Origin of the sequence: Psychrobacter piscatorii (assembly GCF_043641605.1) — a bacterium.
Lineage (GTDB): Bacteria > Pseudomonadota > Gammaproteobacteria > Pseudomonadales > Moraxellaceae > Psychrobacter > Psychrobacter piscatorii_C.
The window spans coordinates 95296-112049 of the sequence record NZ_JBHZRK010000009.1; the positions used below are offsets into that span (position 1 = coordinate 95296).

The window sequence follows — 16754 nt, forward strand, 5'->3', positions numbered from 1 at the left end:
CGTACTCATATCGTTAGTGCTTTTGATTGGTATCGTGTTTTCCTATCGTTGTTTGGTCTGCATCCGCTATGATAATAGTGTGTGTCAGTGTATAGTTTACTGACAATCCGTTTTCTTATACAAATAATTGAACTAACGGCTTTGTATCACATCTAATAATATAATACACCCCATTGTTTTAGGGATATTTCTAATCAGATAAGGAATATTGGTTATGGCTTCTGTACCCGATATGGTAAAAAAGCAACCCGCTCGTATCGCGGTCATTTTTCCTGGACAAGGATCTCAAGCAGTCGCGATGACAAGTGAGCTTGCTGAAATCTATCCAGAGATACGCGATACATTTACCGAAGCGAGTGAAGCGCTTGGTGAGGATTTATGGGCAATCTGTCAAGATGAAGAAAAACTCAATCAAACTCAATATACTCAGCCAGCGCTACTGACAGCTAGCATTGCCATTTGGCGTGTCTTACAACAAAAAATAGAAGAGACGCCTTGCTATCTAGCTGGTCACTCTCTAGGCGAGTACAGCGCCCTGTGTGCTGCCAATGTGATATCGCTTGGTGATGCCGTCACCCTAGTGCATAAGCGCGGTCAGTTGATGCAAGAGGCTGTTGTAGGTGTCGATACTGCTATGGCTGCCGTGTTAGGACTTGAAGATAATCGAGTCGAAAATCTGTGTGAGCAAGCAACAGAGCATGTCGAGGGTGCCATAGTTGGCGCTGCTAACTTCAACAGCCCAGGACAGGTAGTGATCTCGGGTAATGCTGCTGGCGTTAACGCTGTAATCGACAAAGTGAAAAATACGGGCAAAAAATCTGTGCCCCTAAAAGTGAGTGTGCCATCTCATTGTGCATTAATGGAGCCAGCAAGTAATGCCTTAGCTGAGATATTAGCAGGTATTCAATTTGATCAAGCGACCATTCCTGTGATTCAAAATCGTTATGCGCGCGTTGAAACCAGTGCAGTCGGTATCAAGCAAGCATTGACTGAACAGTTGAGTGAGCCTGTATTATGGTCAAAAACCATGCAAGAGCTGGCTGATAAGCAAATTAACATATTAATCGAATGTGGCAGCGGTAATGTGCTCAGTAACTTGGCTAAGCGTCAAGCACAGCCAATTACAAGCTATCCTACTGACAAGCCTGCCCGTCTAGAGAAATTATTAGAGGTGTTATCATGAGTCGTACGATTACATTAGTGACTGGCGCGAGCCGTGGTATTGGAAAGGCCGTTGCTAAACGCTTTGCTAAAGAAGGACATTTTGTCATTGGAACAGCAACCACTGAAAAAGGTGCTGAATTGATTAATGACTATCTTCATGATACTGGTGGTATCGGTCGCGTCTTAGATGTACGTGATACTGCTCAAATTGATAAATTGTTCGAAGAGATCGAAAGCGTCTATGGTGCGGTACAAGTATTGGTCAACAATGCAGGTATCACGCAAGACGGTCTACTAATGCGTATGAAAGACGATGACTGGTCAAATGTCATCGATACGAACTTGACCTCAGTTTATCGCATGAGTAAACGCGCAGTACGCGGTATGATGAAAGCACGCCGTGGTCGTATTATTAATATTACCTCTGTTGTTGCTCAAATGGGTAATGCAGGTCAATCTAACTATGCTGCGACTAAAGCTGGTGTAGAAGGATTCAGCCGTACGCTTGCACGTGAAATCGGCTCACGCCAAGTGACTATCAACTGCGTGGCACCAGGTTTGATCGAGACTGATATGACAGATGAGCTCGACGAGCGCCTATTAAATTCTATGCTAGATGCCGTTCCTATCAGCCGTCTTGGTCAACCAGAAGACATCGCAGCAGCAGTGCATTTCCTAGCCAGTGATGAAGCTAGCTACATCACCGGTGCAGTTATTCCGGTCAATGGTGGCATGTATATGTAGGCGTTACATAGTTATAATAAAAAACTGTGTGAACGAGTGTAAACTATAATAAAGGGTGTTATAATAACGAATACTTTTGATTCAAAGCCCTGTATTATAGCAGGGCTTTATTAGACAGACTGTGTAACAAGTCATAGAGTACTCAGACAGCAATGCTCGTCTGGCAAACACATTTTATATACCATGCTACAGAGCTTAAATGAGGCGCTATAGCAGTTTATTAAAAATAATAGATGATAACGGAGTGATCTATATGAGTAATGATATCGAGCTAAGAGTAAAATCAGCAGTAGCAGAGCAACTAGGCATGAACATTGAAGACATCAACAACGATGCTTCATTCATGGAAGATCTAGGTGCAGATTCACTTGACCTAGTCGAATTGGTTATGTCTTTTGAAAGTGATTTTGGTATCACTATCCCTGACGAAGACTCTGCAGAATTGACTACTGTTCAAAAAGCAATTGATTACGTACAAGCCCAGCTATAATTTGCTATTCGTTTAGCGATTTTATAATGCCGCTTATCTTAATAGATAGGCGGTTTTTTTATGAGCGTGATTTAATTTATTGGTTGCATTAACATAAGCTACGTCAATTAACATTACTCAACATACTCTTACTATTCACGTTTGGTCCCTTTGTCTATACTCATCATGGTAAACAGTACAAAGCACAGTGATGTTAAGTACCACATCATCGAAAATAAATATGAATAATAAATAATAATATTTCAAGGAGCAGTTATATGGGTATGTTCAGTTTTGCAAAAGATATCGGTGATAAAATCTTTAATCGTGATGACGAAAAGCATGACGCTAAGACAGAAACCAAGGCAGACGCCAATACACCGGTGAAGAGCAGTGAGCCTTCAGCTCAATCAGTTGCTAACATTTTGCTACGTCGTATTCAGCAACAGAACCTAAATATCAGTAATTTAAAAATCAAGTATAATGGTTCTACAGACACGGCAGAAATTAGCGGTAATGCTAAGACTCAAGCTGATCGTGAAAAAGCGATTATTGCTATTGGTAACGTCCAAAACGTTGCTAAGGTCATTGACAATATCGATATTGAAGAAGATGCACCTGAGTCGACGATGTATACGGTGAAATCTGGCGATAGTCTATCTAAGATTGCTAAAGACGTTTACGGTGAATCTGGCGATTATATGAAAATCTTTGAAGCCAACAAGCCAATGCTATCTGACCCAGATAAAATCTATCCAGGTCAAGTGTTACGTATCCCTAAGCCGTAATAAACTGACGATACAAGCAATAAATAATCGGTACAAAAAACCGATGATAAAAAAAGCTTCTTATAAAAGAGGCTTTTTTATTATTTAAAAGGATATAGCAATAGATATGAAGTTCCAATAGTAGCGAATACTTGAGATATTTAGACTTGGATACAGTCCTTCAGCTTTTTTTGTTGCTCATCCAATGCCCACTCGATATGCTCGTCCAGCATAGCACTATGTATGGTGAGCTTAGATTTTAACTGCTCAACCACTTCCAAACTGGCATTGGCATTGCCAAGACCAATCGCGATATTACGTAAAAAATTGATATAGCCTGTGCGTCTGAGCGGGCTTCCTTGTGTATTTTTCAAAAAATCTGCTTCTTGCCATTGCCATAATTCAAGCAAACTGCTGTTATCGAGACCATGCCTCGGTGCGAAGTCCTCAACAGTAGTCAGATTGGCATAACGATTCCACGGACAGATCAGCTGACAGTCATCACAGCCAAAGACTCGATTGCCAATCGCGCGTCGATACTTGGTATCAATAACACCATCGTGCTCAATCGTTAAATAAGAAATGCAGGCAGAGGCATTGAGCTCATAAGGCGCTACAATTGCTTGGGTAGGGCATACATCAATACAAGCACTGCAACTGCCACAATGCTCTTTAACAGGCTGATCATCGGGAAGCTCTAAGCTCAAAAACAGCTCACCCAGCACAAAAAACGAACCAGCTTGTTTATTTATTAATAACGTATGCTTACCTGTCCAGCCCAGACCAGCAGCATCAGCAATAGGCCGCTCAAAGATAGGCGCAGAATCACTAAAGGGTCTAAAAACAAACTCTTTATCTGAACCAATATCGAGATGTTGCCATTCAGGAAGCATGGCCTCGATATTCAGCGCCAATTGCTTTAAACGGCTGCGCATTGTCTTATGATAGTCACGACCTCTTGCATAACGTGCAATGATGCCTTGGTTGGGATGGTCATTATCTGTGACAGCACGTGGCGTCGGGGCTTGGGTGAGATAATCCATACGTACACTAACAATGGTCTTTGCGCCATCTACCAATTGTTCAGGATGAGCACGCAGATGATGGTTGTTGTGCATGAACTGCAATTGACCCTCATAGCCTTTATCCAGCCACTTCTGTAGTTGTTCGACTTGCTTAGCAAACAGTGGATGATGGACAGATAGAAACCCACAATCAGCAAATCCTAACGTTTGTGCTTGGGTTTTGATCCATTGTTTAACATCTGCTGTTGTTGCAAAGACTGTTGAGTTACTAACGGCAATTTTGTTTTTATCGGTAGGCATATAGATAGAGGCTTATTGGCTGTCTGGTTGTTTGGGTTGATCAGATTATTCACATCTCACAATCAGCGATCCTATGAATAGCGTTTATGATAAGCCAGTGAGCGATAAGCGCAAGTAGAAAAGAAAATAAACTCACATTCATATTGATACATAAGTAGACACAAGCTTTTGCTAAGCTGATACCAAAGGTGAGCCACTAGACTTTCAACACCATAAAAATATCAGAAAAACATGGCCGAGGATAATAAATGAAAAACTGGAGCAATTTATCAACGATAAAAAATACAAAACCCGTTGCGCTTTATAGTAGTGAGCAAATTTATGCCATGGAGCAAGCGTGGTTTGCTCAAGGATATGATAGCTTTGGATTGATGCAACAAGCAGCTTGGCAAATGGCACAGCAGATAGAGCTGCTTCATGAACAAAAGTGTCTCCATGCTAATCATTCTGATAATACCAACGTTTATCATCGTACGGAGCGTTTGCGCCGAGTAAGTATTTGGGTAGGTAAGGGTAATAATGGCGGGGATGGTTGGCTCATTGCTCACTATCTGCAACAAGCTGGCTGGCAAGTAGAGGTCATTGCTGTTGGTTTTGATAAAAATGATTTTGTTATTGATGATAAATCAGTCACTTCTAACAGCAAAGACAGCGACAGTAGCAATATGACTGATGCAGCCAAAGCGCTACAGATAGCCCTGTCTGCCAACTGTCATTATCAACGCTTCGAAGAGATTCATAGCAGCCATAATGATTCAGAAAAAATGGCTTTATCAGCTGATGTTTATATTGATGCACTGTTTGGGATTGGGCTGGATCGTGCGCCAGAAGGTGTCTATAAAGAGGCTATTAGTACTTTTAATCGTACCACTCAGCAACAAAACGCACTAGCGGTCGCCGTCGATATTCCAAGTGGGTTGGTGGCTTCTACTGGTGAGGTGTTCGATTGTGTAGCAGTACAAGCTGATGTCACCTTATGCCTGATTGCACGCAAATTTGGTTTGCATACCAAAGACGGTACGGATTATAGCGGAGATATAATAAATATACCGTTAATACCTTATCAAACAGCTAGACCTCACAAAATATCTGATAAAAATGCTATTGAAACATTTGAACCTGTTGCCATACTACTGACGGCTGCACATAGTATGAAGTCGCGCCGCCAAAACAGTTACAAAGGTAGCTACGGTCATGCGCTAATCATCGGTGGAAATCGCGTTGATGGCTCTCAAGGGATGGGCGGTGCTGCGATACTGTCTGCCTCAAGCACCATGGCAACTGGCGCTGGTAAAATAACCGTTGCCTGTCATGAGGCTTTTCATGGTGCATTATTAACGTCACTGCCAGATGCGATGACAATTAATTTGCATGACGCAAATGGGGTAAAGGCACTGATTGAGCAAGCCAGTGTTGTCGCTATTGGTATGGGATTGGGCCGTGATGAAAAAGCAAAGGCGCTGTTTATCGACTACATACAGACTGCGATAGCTCATGAAAAATCAATAGTGATCGATGCAGACGGTCTTTATCATTTGGCATCGCTACAAACGGACAACCATGAATTGGTAACAGAGCTTCGCGAATATAGCATCAATCATCGAGTTTGCTTGACACCGCATAGCGGCGAAGCGGCTAGATTGCTCGATCAAAAAATAAGCGAGGTAGAAAGTTATAGATTGCAAGCCATAAAAAAATGCGCAGCGGTTTATGGTGGTGACTGGGTATTAAAGGGAGCAGGGTCGCTAGTTTTGGAGCAAAAATCAGGACGAACACAAGTATATGTTTGTGATGCGGGCAATGCTGGTATGGCAACCGCTGGCATGGGTGATATTCTATCTGGAGTGACTGCTGGATTATTAGCACAACAAGACTTAGCAGCAGAGTCGCGCAGTTTATCTCAGGCAGTGCTTATTCATGGGTTTGCAGGGGACACACTGGTCAATCAAGGTAGGGAATATTATAGTGACAATAAGCTATTGACTGGACAACGAGGGCTACAAGCTCAAGATATGCCAGCAGCCATTCGTCATGTTATGCAATTAATGATGATTAAGTAGTCATCATTAGCATAAAAATTAGGTCGTAGCGCTGCCACAATATTGGTCGATTGCCTGCTGTACACGCTCACGTTTTAGCTCAATCTCACGGCCATCTAAGTACTGACGCTTGCCATTTGCATCCATCTCATAGATACGGCCGCCAACATTTAAGTTGGTTAGGTTGTTACGCAGTGATTGACAGCGCTGGGCATTGGCTTGCGCTTCTTGTTCTTTAATACGTGCTTCGAGCGCTGCTACACGCTGCTCTTCTGCCGTTTGAGTATTGTTGCTTTGGCTGGCATCTGTTTTGCCTGCCATTTCTCCAGCGTTGTTTTGTCTACCGTCACTACGAAACTCAATCAATTCAATATTTTTACCATTTTGCGGTGCGTGCTGGCTATATTTAACTTCGCCATGTGCGCCAATGGATTTGTAAACTTGAATAGCCTGACTGGCATTCATGGACAGCATTAGCATACACGCAGTACTTGTTAGCAGTTTGGTAGCGGTAGCTATTTTAGACGCATATGCCATAGCAGCAATCCTCTTGTTTTATAAAAGCAAATTTGTATAAGGGTAAATATAACATTTGAGCACTTTATTGGCAGCACTAATGTATTGACTTCCAATTTTAGCAAATAATACTTATCAATGTATATTATTTAATAACTAATAGTTTGGGATAGGCTTTAGAAGTTTTTCTTGACAATAACAGACAAACAATCGAATATAATAGAAGTTGATTGGTCAGTGAGCGGCTTTTACGATATTGCCGTGGCACTTGAGAATGAGAACTACGGGTTACTTATCGGTAGCTTACGCAGTTTTATTTCCTTTGTGATAATGATATAGCAGATATAGTAGCAGAACGATTACTATTGATAGCTAATCATCGTCTCCGGACTTATCTGTCTACAATGACTAAGATAAACTTATTATTTGACATGTGCTAAATGTGATTCTAGCAGTTGTATGAAACACGATATAATATTAGGTATGAGATTTTTTTGATGCCTTGTCATCAGTTCTACTGAACTTGTGACACCGTATTTGGCTATAAAAGTCATTTCATCTATATCGATGCATCTGTATCAATGAATTTATTATCCGTACTTGCTTGCATGAATACTCAATAATAAGCTTCTTTATAGGTGCGCCCGCATCTTGTCACTGTATATCGATAAACATCCATCACAAAGCTGACCTTAAATACATTGCTGTGTTTGAGTAATTTGCTGTCTTAAAAAACAACGTTACTTAAATATGATAGGCAAATATTCTTGATATGGACAAGGATTAGCGATCATTTTATGAGTTTGGAAGTAATACCTATATGGGATTATCTCTTGTCATAGAATACCGCAAATCCTCGCCGCAAAAAAAGGTGATGACAGTGACGCAAACCACGCAAAGTCCGAATATGACGGGACATACCCAAACGGGTAATGCCGCCAAAAATTTTGAAGAAAAGCAGCAACGTCTTGCAGAAGGCAGCTCACAGCCTGTGATGCTATCGGGCGCTGAAATGCTGGTACAAGCGCTGACAGACGAAGGTGTCAAATATATCTTTGGTTATCCAGGCGGTGCTGTTCTGCATATTTATGATGCGCTGTTTCAGCAAGAAGCCATTGAGCACATCTTAGTGCGCCATGAGCAGGCTGCTGGTCACATGGCAGATGCTTATTCACGAGTTACTGGTGAGACGGGGGTTGTATTGGCAACCTCAGGACCTGGTGCGACCAATACGGTGACCGCTATTGCGACAGCTTTTATGGATTCAGTACCGATGGTAGTGATTTCAGGTCAGGTGCCAAGTAGCCTAATCGGGGAAGACGCTTTCCAAGAAACGGATATGGTTGGTGTATCACGTCCGATCGTTAAGCATAGTTTTCAGGTGCGCCATGCTAGCGAAATTCCGATGATTGTCAAAAAAGCCTTTTATATTGCACAGTCTGGACGCCCAGGCCCTGTTGTCATTGACGTGCCAAAAGACATGACTGCTCCTAGTGAAAAGTTCGCCTATGAGTATCCAGAAGAGGTATTTATACGCTCTTACCAGCCTTCACTCAAAGGTCATAGTGGTCAGATCAAAAAGGCAGTCGAGACACTACTATCTGCCCAGCGCCCTGTCGTATATGCAGGCGGTGGTGTGATTTGGAGTAATGCCCACGAAGAGCTAACCGACCTTGCTCATCGTCTGAACTTGCCAGTGACCAACACATTGATGGGTCTTGGTACGTTCCCAGGCTCTGATCGTCAGTTCCTAGGTATGCTTGGTATGCATGGTACTTATGAAGCCAACATGAGCATGCATCACGCCGATGTTATCTTGGCAGTTGGTGCGCGTTTCGATGACCGTGTGACCAATAACGTCAAAAAATTCTGTCCGAATGCGACGATTATTCATATCGACATCGATCCTGCTTCGATCTCAAAAACCATTCTTGCGCATATTCCTATCGTTGGCGATGTAAAATCTGTCTTAACCGATATGCTAGAGATCGTTGGAGAAGATAAGCAATTAGAGCAACACGCATTGCTCGATTGGTGGTCACAGATCAACGAATGGCGTAAGCGTCATGGTCTGCGTTATGACACCAGTACAGATAATGGTATTAAGCCACAAAGCGCTGTACAAGCCCTGTGCAAGGTCACAGATGGCAATGCAATTATCACCAGTGACGTCGGTCAACATCAGATGTTTGCAGCCCTTTACTACACTTACAATGAGCCTCGCCAATGGCTGAACTCAGGTGGTCTAGGTACGATGGGTGTTGGTTTGCCGTATGCCATGGCAGCAAAGCTTGCCAATCCTGAGCGTGATGTAGTGTGTATCACAGGCGAAGGCTCTATTCAGATGAATATCCAAGAGCTGTCAACTTGCTTACAATACAACTTGCCAGTCAAGATCCTGAACTTGAATAACGCACAGCTAGGCATGGTCAAGCAGTGGCAGGACATGCTGTATGAAGGTCGCCATGCTCAGTCTTATATGAACTCCTTACCAGACTTTGTCAAATTGGCTGAAAGTTATGGTCACGTCGGTATCAAGATTACTGATCCTGCGACCATGGAAGCACAGTTGGCTGAAGCCATGGCAATGAAAGACAAACTGGTATTTATCGATGTTTATGTCGATCGTAATGAGCATGTATATCCGATGCAAATCGCTGGACAGGCAATGCGTGATATGTGGTTAACAAAAGGGGAGCGTACCTAATGCAACAACAACATCTGATTTCGGTATTGATGGAAAACGAAGCGGGTTCGTTGTCGCGTCTAGTCGGCTTGTTCTCACAGCGTGGCTACAATATCGAAACGCTAAACGTCGCGCCTACTGATGACCCAAGTATTTCACGTCTGACGTTGACGACCATTACTTCACCAGAAAGAATCGAACAAATCACCAAACAATTGCATAAATTGATTGAAGTGGTTAAAGTGCATAATCTGACAGAGAATGTACACGTTGAGCGTGAATTGATGCTGATCAAAGTACGAGCGACTGGTAGCGTACGTGAAGAGGTGAAACGCAGCGCAGATATTTTCCGCGCACAGATTGTCGATGTGAATGCCAACTTGTATACGATTCAAATCGTTGGTGATAAAGCAAAACTTGATGGCTTTATTGACGTACTTGGACGTGAGCGTATTATGGAAGTGGTTCGCTCGGGTGTGATTGGTATTGCTCGCGGCGAAAAAACACTTAGCACTTAGTATTTATTACGACCTATTTTAATCAAGCTATATTTTAATTAAAAACTATTTATCTAAATCAACAAAGCGCTTATCTTAGTCACTATATCGATTACAGTATAAGCGCCTACTATCCATGGTACGCCATGATTGAGGACAAGGACTCTATTTATGAACGTTTTTTATGACAAAGATTGTGATCTATCAATTATCCAAGGTAAAAAAGTTGCTATTATCGGTTATGGTTCACAAGGCCATGCTCATGCGCTTAACCTACAAGACTCAGACGTTGATGTAACGGTTGGTCTACGTGCCAACTCAGGTTCATGGAAAAAAGCTGAAAATGCGGGTCTAAAAGTTGCTGAAGTAGAAGAAGCCGTAAAGGCTGCTGACGTAATCATGATTTTGACGCCTGATGAATTCCAAAAAGAGCTTTATAACGACGTCATCGAGCCGAACATCAAAGAAGGCGCGACATTGGCTTTCGCTCATGGCTTTGCGATCCATTATAACCAAGTGGTACCACGTGGCGATCTAGATGTGATTATGGTTGCGCCAAAAGCACCAGGTCATACCGTACGTTCAGAGTTTACTAAAGGCGGTGGTATCCCTGATCTTATCGCAATCTATCAAGACGCTTCAGGTCAAGCCAAACAGTTAGCACTATCATACGCTGCTGGTGTTGGTGGTGGTCGTTCAGGCATCATCGAAACCACATTTAAAGATGAGACTGAAACTGACTTGTTCGGTGAGCAAGCGGTTCTTTGTGGCGGTGCAGTAGAGCTAGTCAAAATGGGCTTTGAGACGCTAACAGAAGCAGGCTATGCTCCAGAAATGGCTTACTTCGAGTGCTTGCATGAGCTCAAGCTAATCGTTGATTTGATGTATGAAGGCGGTATCGCTGACATGAACTATTCAATCAGTAACAACGCTGAATACGGCGAATATGTCACTGGTCCTGAAGTCATCAATGAGCAGTCGCGTGAAGCCATGCGTAACGCGCTAAAACGCATTCAGTCTGGTGAATACGCGAAAATGTTCATCTCTGAAGGCGCAACCAACTACCCATCAATGACTGCGCGTCGTCGTAACAATGCCGAGCATCAAATTGAGACTACTGGTGCCAAGCTGCGTGGCATGATGCCTTGGATTGGTGGTAACAAAATCATCGACAAAGACAAAAACTAATTCGATACTACTTAAATAGAGTATTTGATAGTTTGTTAATTAGCCCGTGTTATCACCTGATAGCACGGGTTTTTTATATCCTACTTTTAGCATATGGTTACACCGCTATATGTGTTGGTTGAAAACCATTAATACCTGCCCAATATAGGCAGGCATCTTCACGTTAACCGATGGGCTTTTACTGTGCTTACTTATCTTTGAGTCATCAAAGTAGATGAGTCCTCATTCATATTTTCTATAGATTACAGGTTGTATGTTGTGCAAATATCTTATCCAGACTGGCTAACGCCGCAATTCGTGTATATTACTCTTAGCGCTGTAGTAGCAGTTTTAATTTGGATAGAAGGGGAAATGCTTAAGAAAACCGATGGTAAACTGCCCAAATCTAAGTTTTTCCAAATCAGTTCAATCTTAGATACCATCTGGTTCTTTATCTCTGTAGTTGTCCTATACGTGATTGATTTGGCACCGCTCGCGATTGCTGTACCTGCCGCTTATGGCATTTACACGACTTTTGGTTGGGTCTACGGTACGCGACTATTAAAGCGCAAAGGTATCCCTGATTCTCCTAAAGACTTGGTCATACCGGCCAAATACATTGCGTATAGTCAGTCGTTTTCGTTGATATTTTTTGGGCTATGTTTGCTTGTATTAAGTTCACCATGGTTGCCGATATTGCAATAGGCAATGACTGAGTTTTTGGCCTATAACGGTCTTTCTTTTTGTATTTAACGATGCCTCCATAAATACAGCCTAATATTCAGATGTTAGAAATTTATTTAATATCAATGTGATAACGGCAAAAATGCTATCTATTTTAATAGGTTCTAATAGCTAGAATTTATTTACAAAAATCATCAATTTAGACTGTTACCTGTATAGAAAACTGTTATAATCAGATTGTACTCAAAGTATTTGAGGTAAAAAATTCAGGTTTTCTCTTAGATTATTTGAAATTTTGAACCGTAGCGTTCAGCAAAAGATGCATGGGTATATATCAATTAATCGGTGATGACACAAGTCTCGCCAACAGTTAAAGAGTCAGGAAAATTTATGTCAGATAAAGTTGAAGGCACTGTAAAGTGGTTTAATGAAGCTAAAGGTTTTGGTTTTATCGCTCAAGACAATGGCGGACAAGACGTATTCGCTCACTACAGCGCTATCCAAGGTAACGGTTTCAAAACTCTAGCCGAAGGCCAAAAAGTGTCTTTCATCTTAGGTGATGGCAAAAAAGGCCCACAAGCTGAGCAAATCGAAGCTATCTAATCTCATTTACTATTAAGTTAACTGACTTTCAGTAAGCTTAATAACAATAAGATTATCAATATGCATTGATTACTTTGTTTGTTAAAACAATAAAAATACTGTATCGACTTTAAAAAAAAGCAACCTCTCATCAGGTTGCTTTTTTTATATCATTTTGTCTGAAGTAGCGTCTGATTGATTTTCTTAATAATTATCAGTTCATAATAGGTACTGACTCAATAATAAATAAGGTTCTATTATGAAATGGGAAACTTGGTTTTCAATTGACGGGCAACAAGCACTAGGTATTTCTTTATCTGCGGTGGGTTTCTATATTGGTTTGATGCTCTGTACCCGATTGATGGGTCTACGTAGTTTCTCCAAGCTATCAAGCCATGATTTTGCAATGACGGTCGGCATTGGCAGTATATTAGCGTCGACTGTATTGGCTGACAAGCCGTCTCTTCTGCAAGGATTGTTTGCAGTTGCCATGTTGTTTTTGATTCAAGGCACCATTTCAGTTATCAGACGCAAGGTAAAGCCACTAAAAGCGCTGATAGACAATCGGGCTATTATACTCATGGCGCATGGCGAGTACTTTGCAGATAATTTGAAAGAGGCAAACTTAAGTACTAGTGACGTCCAGGAGGTGCTGCGCAAAAATGGTATCAAAGCCAAGACGGAGATATTTGCCGTCATTATGGAAACGACAGGCAATATGAGTGTCATCAAAAATAATGGTGTGACCCCTGACTGGGCATTGTTCGATGACATACGTGATAGTGAGTTGTTAATGAGCTCTAGCAAAGACAGCGACGTATAGATGTTGGGTTCTTGGTGATTGCTATCAGTTGAGCCCTAAGAAATAAATAATAACAAAATATTAAATAAACATACCATTGAGAGTGCTATAAAGGTGAGGACTCTTAAGGCTATTATTAAACAAAAACCACCAGATCACGTGCTTATAAACTATTTATTATAGAATAGTGACAAATTTATGACGCATTATTCACGGCGTTGTCTTGACCTTATCTGCAGGCTGACGCAAGATACATAGGTCTGATAATAACGGTTGGCTTAGCTTTAGCAGATTTTATTCGTAAGAAGTGCAATGCTAATATAATTTCGAATATTGGCTTATTTTTCTTAATTAGTTATACATCTGTTGATATAGTAATAACCTTGAGTAGTATTTTGAACGACGATTTGAACCACAACGAAAATTTGGTTCTTAACTGATATTTTTTAATTCATAACATTAATAAACGAGGAACGTATGAAAGCATTAGTAGCGGTCAAGCGTGTCATTGATTATAACGTAAAAGTTCGTGTAAAAGCCGATAACTCTGGCGTTGATCTATCAAACACCAAAATGTCGATTAACCCTTTTGATGAGATTGCAGTAGAAGAAGCCGTTCGTCTAAAAGAAGCTGGCGTCATTGATGAAATCATCGTCGCGTCTATCGGTCCAAAAGAGTCGCAAGAGCAAATTCGTGCAGCCCTAGCATTGGGTGCTGATCGTGGCGTTTTAGTCGTGAGTGACGAAAAACCGTATCCACTACAAGTTGCCAAGATTCTAAAAAGTATCGCTGAAACAGAAAGCACTGATATTATCTTGTTGGGTAAACAAGCGATTGATGACGACAACAACCAAACGGGTCAGATGCTAGCGGCATTGATGGGTATCGGTCAGGGTACGTTTGCCTCAGAAGTGAAGGTTGAAGGCGACAAAGTCAACGTCACGCGTGAAATCGATGGCGGCCTACAAACGGTTGCTCTTGATTTACCAGCGGTTATCACGACTGATCTACGTTTGAATGAGCCACGTTATGCGAAACTGCCTAACATCATGAAAGCGAAGAAAAAGCCGCTTGATGAAAAAACGCCAGCGGATTTCGGTGTCGATATGACATCTAAGCAAGAAATTATTAAAGTCGTGCCACCTGCTGAACGCAAAGCTGGTATTACAGTAGGGTCAGTTGATGAGTTGGTTGATAAGCTAAGAAATGAAGCAAAAGTCATTTAATGATTTGACGCTTCGTTACGGCATATCCTGTACAAGGCTATCCATTTGACTGATTTGTTTCATATTGAATAATAGTCGCTCAAATAGCTTTGTACACAAACAACCGCATGAATAGATAATACGAATAAATAAAGGATTAAAACCATGGCAATTTTGGTATATGCAGAACATGACAATGCCAGTCTAAAAAAGGCAACTTTGAACACCATCGCTGCTGCTAAGCAAATCGGTGGCGACATCCATGTATTAGTAGCGGGTAGTGGTGCTCAAGCAGTCGCTGATGAAGCAGCAAAAGCAGAAGGCGTGACGAAAGTACTATTAGCTGACAATGCAGCCTATGAGCATCAACTGGCGGGCAATGTGGCGCTATTGGTTGCTGATGTCGCTGGTGATTACAGCCATATCCTAGCAGCTGCGACCACGACTGGTAAAAACTTTATGCCACGCGTTGCAGCGTTACTTGACGTCAGCATGCTGTCTGAAATCTCAGGTGTGGTAGATGCGCAAACGTTTGAGCGTCCTATCTATGCAGGTAATGCAACGGCAACCGTAAAAACGACAGAAGACAAAGTGGTACTAACTGTACGTACGACTGCGTTTGACCCAGTAGCAAGCGAAGGCGGTTCAGCGACTGTTGAAACTATTGACAACGTACAAGAAACTGGTAAAGCTAGCTTTGTGAACGAAGAAATGGCTAAATCTGATCGTCCAGAATTGACCTCAGCTGGTATCGTTGTTTCTGGTGGTCGTGCCTTGGCAAATGGTGAAAACTTCACCAAATATATCGAGCCATTGGCTGACAAACTAGGCGCAGCTGTTGGTGCATCACGTGCGGCTGTTGATGCAGGATATGTACCAAATGATATGCAGGTCGGTCAAACGGGTAAAATCGTTGCACCGCAGCTATACATCGCCGCTGGTATCTCAGGCGCGATTCAGCATTTGGCTGGTATGAAAGATTCTAAAGTCATCGTTGCTATCAACAATGACCCAGAAGCACCTATCGCGAGCGTTGCTGATTACTTCTTAGAAGCTGATTTATTCGAAGCACTGCCTGAGCTAACTAGCAAAGTATAATATATAGTCACAGAGCTATTAAACGGCTACGGCGTTACCCTCCTTAGATGTACTACTTGTACAATCTGCAGTCGGCTGCCTTGTATCCGTTTTAGACTTCTTTGACTATATCAGTAGTAGACAGATAATAAAAAACCCACTATTAAATGATAGTGGGTTTTTTTTATGCTTTACAGAAAGGATTTTGATAGCAGTTATAAATGGACGCTAAGAATACTGTCTCTGACGCAAGGTCTCATACAGACATAAAGACCCTGCAATCGCGACATTTAAGCTCTCTTGACCATTTGGCTGCGGTAAGGCTATCGGCGTGGCACACTGCATTAGCTCGTCACAAACCCCTTGGCCTTCATGACCCATAATCCACGCCACAGGCGCAGATAGATCGTGATCGTAAATGATAGTATCTGTGTGTGAGCTAGTCGCCAACAGTGGCACTTGTACGTGATCTAAAATATCTTGCGTACTCAAGCCCTCATAGATAGTCAGCGCAAACTGTGCACCCATGCCTGCCCGTAGCGTCTTGGGAGACCAAGCTTGCGCGGTAGCACTGGTACATAGAATATTGCGGATGCCAACCGCTGCTGCTGTGCGTAGCAGTGTACCAACGTTTCCACTATCCTGTACATCATTCAGGATCAAGCAGTCCTCATCGATCATTGATAGGCTAGGCGTTGGTACTTTGATAATCGCCATAATATCGATGCCTGTACCCAAGCTACGAATACTCTCGTAAAGTGCATCTGACAAAGTAAGAATAGGCGTATAAGTGGGCAGGCGAGTCAATACCTGCTGAACTTCAGGGTGGCTACGCGCTGACTCAGACAGTAGTATCTGTGCAAAAGGATAGTCACTACGCAGCGCAGCATCTATCAAATGGACACCTTCTATGACTGTCTGACCGTTCTTTTTACGCTGGCGTGCTTGGGACAACAGTGCTTTTACAAGCTTCACGGTTGTGTTCTTATCTGAGGTAATCAGCTCGGTGGGATTTAATACCATAGTGGA

16 protein-coding genes are annotated in these 16754 nt (G+C 42.2%); 13 read left to right on the top strand and 3 right to left on the bottom strand.

Annotated features, from left to right (window positions below; translation table 11 throughout):
• The first annotated feature begins 214 nt into the window (after positions 1–214).
• The 4 genes from fabD (at position 215) to lysM (ending at position 3165) form a co-directional block, all read left to right on the top strand.
• The gene (gene fabD, locus ACHUET_RS09840; protein WP_394212465.1) at positions 215–1183 is read left to right on the top strand and encodes an ACP S-malonyltransferase; all 969 of its coding nucleotides are present in this window, start codon (positions 215–217) and stop codon (positions 1181–1183) included.
• On the top strand, positions 1180–1908 hold the full coding sequence (gene fabG / locus ACHUET_RS09845; RefSeq protein ID WP_238038754.1) for a 3-oxoacyl-ACP reductase FabG: 729 nt from the start codon (positions 1180–1182) through the stop codon (positions 1906–1908). The genes fabD and fabG overlap by 4 nt, the downstream gene beginning before the upstream one ends.
• A 253-nt stretch (positions 1909–2161) precedes the next feature.
• Positions 2162–2398: an acyl carrier protein gene (gene acpP, locus ACHUET_RS09850; protein ID WP_058025368.1), complete on the top strand. Its 237-nt coding sequence runs from the start codon at positions 2162–2164 to the stop codon at positions 2396–2398.
• Positions 2399–2655: 257 nt separating this feature from the next.
• A complete protein-coding gene (lysM, locus tag ACHUET_RS09855; protein ID WP_201599224.1) occupies positions 2656–3165 on the top strand; it encodes a peptidoglycan-binding protein LysM in 510 nt (169 codons plus the stop codon).
• Positions 3166–3305: 140 nt separating this feature from the next.
• On the opposite strand, the gene queG is transcribed toward lysM, so the two are convergent.
• The gene (gene queG, locus ACHUET_RS09860; RefSeq protein ID WP_394212467.1) at positions 3306–4469 is read right to left on the bottom strand and encodes a tRNA epoxyqueuosine(34) reductase QueG; all 1164 of its coding nucleotides are present in this window, start codon (positions 4467–4469) and stop codon (positions 3306–3308) included.
• A 248-nt stretch (positions 4470–4717) separates the two neighbouring features.
• Between queG and ACHUET_RS09865 the strand changes: the two genes are divergently transcribed.
• Positions 4718–6529: an NAD(P)H-hydrate dehydratase gene (locus tag ACHUET_RS09865; protein WP_394212469.1), complete on the top strand. Its 1812-nt coding sequence runs from the start codon at positions 4718–4720 to the stop codon at positions 6527–6529.
• An 18-nt stretch (positions 6530–6547) separates the two neighbouring features.
• Here ACHUET_RS09865 and ACHUET_RS09870 read toward each other — a convergent pair whose 3' ends face one another.
• A complete protein-coding gene (locus ACHUET_RS09870) occupies positions 6548–7045 on the bottom strand; it encodes a DUF4124 domain-containing protein (protein ID WP_201599227.1) in 498 nt (165 codons plus the stop codon).
• Between the two features lie 973 nt (positions 7046–8018).
• On the opposite strand from ACHUET_RS09870, the gene ACHUET_RS09875 reads away from it, so the two are divergent.
• From ACHUET_RS09875 to ACHUET_RS09910, 8 genes are all read left to right on the top strand, one after another.
• Complete coding sequence (locus ACHUET_RS09875; RefSeq protein WP_238038788.1) at positions 8019–9731, top strand: acetolactate synthase 3 large subunit; 1713 nt, start codon at positions 8019–8021, stop codon at positions 9729–9731.
• Positions 9731–10228 (top strand): acetolactate synthase small subunit, encoded by a 498-nt coding sequence (gene ilvN, locus ACHUET_RS09880; protein ID WP_075106943.1) that lies wholly within the window; start codon positions 9731–9733, stop codon positions 10226–10228. Before ACHUET_RS09875 ends, ilvN begins: the two co-directional genes overlap by 1 nt.
• Before the next feature lie 150 nt (positions 10229–10378).
• A complete protein-coding gene (gene ilvC / locus ACHUET_RS09885) occupies positions 10379–11395 on the top strand; it encodes a ketol-acid reductoisomerase (protein WP_238038758.1) in 1017 nt (338 codons plus the stop codon).
• A 351-nt stretch (positions 11396–11746) separates the two neighbouring features.
• Complete coding sequence (locus ACHUET_RS09890) at positions 11747–12079, top strand: hypothetical protein (RefSeq protein WP_227517147.1); 333 nt, start codon at positions 11747–11749, stop codon at positions 12077–12079.
• A gap of 369 nt (positions 12080–12448) precedes the next feature.
• Positions 12449–12661, top strand: coding sequence for a cold-shock protein (locus tag ACHUET_RS09895; RefSeq protein ID WP_057758834.1), 213 nt, complete (start codon positions 12449–12451; stop codon positions 12659–12661).
• A 238-nt stretch (positions 12662–12899) separates the two neighbouring features.
• On the top strand, positions 12900–13463 hold the full coding sequence (locus tag ACHUET_RS09900) for a DUF421 domain-containing protein (protein WP_394212472.1): 564 nt from the start codon (positions 12900–12902) through the stop codon (positions 13461–13463).
• Between the two features lie 456 nt (positions 13464–13919).
• Positions 13920–14669, top strand: coding sequence for an electron transfer flavoprotein subunit beta/FixA family protein (locus tag ACHUET_RS09905; RefSeq protein ID WP_193011083.1), 750 nt, complete (start codon positions 13920–13922; stop codon positions 14667–14669).
• 144 nt (positions 14670–14813) lie between these two features.
• Entirely contained in the window at positions 14814–15746 is a 933-nt protein-coding gene (locus ACHUET_RS09910) for an electron transfer flavoprotein subunit alpha/FixB family protein (protein ID WP_201549324.1), read from the top strand.
• Between the two features lie 207 nt (positions 15747–15953).
• Here ACHUET_RS09910 and ACHUET_RS09915 read toward each other — a convergent pair whose 3' ends face one another.
• Positions 15954–16748: a TrmH family RNA methyltransferase gene (locus ACHUET_RS09915; RefSeq protein WP_394212474.1), complete on the bottom strand. Its 795-nt coding sequence runs from the start codon at positions 16746–16748 to the stop codon at positions 15954–15956.
• Positions 16749–16754: the final 6 nt, after the last annotated feature.

Coding starts and splice junctions, on each gene's coding strand:
- fabD (WP_394212465.1), top strand. CDS start 215: ATGGCTTCTGTACCCGATATGGTAAAAAAGCAACCCGCTCGTATCGCG.
- fabG (WP_238038754.1), top strand. CDS start 1,180: ATGAGTCGTACGATTACATTAGTGACTGGCGCGAGCCGTGGTATTGGA.
- acpP (WP_058025368.1), top strand. CDS start 2,162: ATGAGTAATGATATCGAGCTAAGAGTAAAATCAGCAGTAGCAGAGCAA.
- lysM (WP_201599224.1), top strand. CDS start 2,656: ATGGGTATGTTCAGTTTTGCAAAAGATATCGGTGATAAAATCTTTAAT.
- queG (WP_394212467.1), bottom strand. CDS start 4,469: ATGCCTACCGATAAAAACAAAATTGCCGTTAGTAACTCAACAGTCTTT.
- ACHUET_RS09865 (WP_394212469.1), top strand. CDS start 4,718: ATGAAAAACTGGAGCAATTTATCAACGATAAAAAATACAAAACCCGTT.
- ACHUET_RS09870 (WP_201599227.1), bottom strand. CDS start 7,045: ATGGCATATGCGTCTAAAATAGCTACCGCTACCAAACTGCTAACAAGT.
- ACHUET_RS09875 (WP_238038788.1), top strand. CDS start 8,019: ATGCTATCGGGCGCTGAAATGCTGGTACAAGCGCTGACAGACGAAGGT.
- ilvN (WP_075106943.1), top strand. CDS start 9,731: ATGCAACAACAACATCTGATTTCGGTATTGATGGAAAACGAAGCGGGT.
- ilvC (WP_238038758.1), top strand. CDS start 10,379: ATGAACGTTTTTTATGACAAAGATTGTGATCTATCAATTATCCAAGGT.
- ACHUET_RS09890 (WP_227517147.1), top strand. CDS start 11,747: ATGCTTAAGAAAACCGATGGTAAACTGCCCAAATCTAAGTTTTTCCAA.
- ACHUET_RS09895 (WP_057758834.1), top strand. CDS start 12,449: ATGTCAGATAAAGTTGAAGGCACTGTAAAGTGGTTTAATGAAGCTAAA.
- ACHUET_RS09900 (WP_394212472.1), top strand. CDS start 12,900: ATGAAATGGGAAACTTGGTTTTCAATTGACGGGCAACAAGCACTAGGT.
- ACHUET_RS09905 (WP_193011083.1), top strand. CDS start 13,920: ATGAAAGCATTAGTAGCGGTCAAGCGTGTCATTGATTATAACGTAAAA.
- ACHUET_RS09910 (WP_201549324.1), top strand. CDS start 14,814: ATGGCAATTTTGGTATATGCAGAACATGACAATGCCAGTCTAAAAAAG.
- ACHUET_RS09915 (WP_394212474.1), bottom strand. CDS start 16,748: ATGGTATTAAATCCCACCGAGCTGATTACCTCAGATAAGAACACAACC.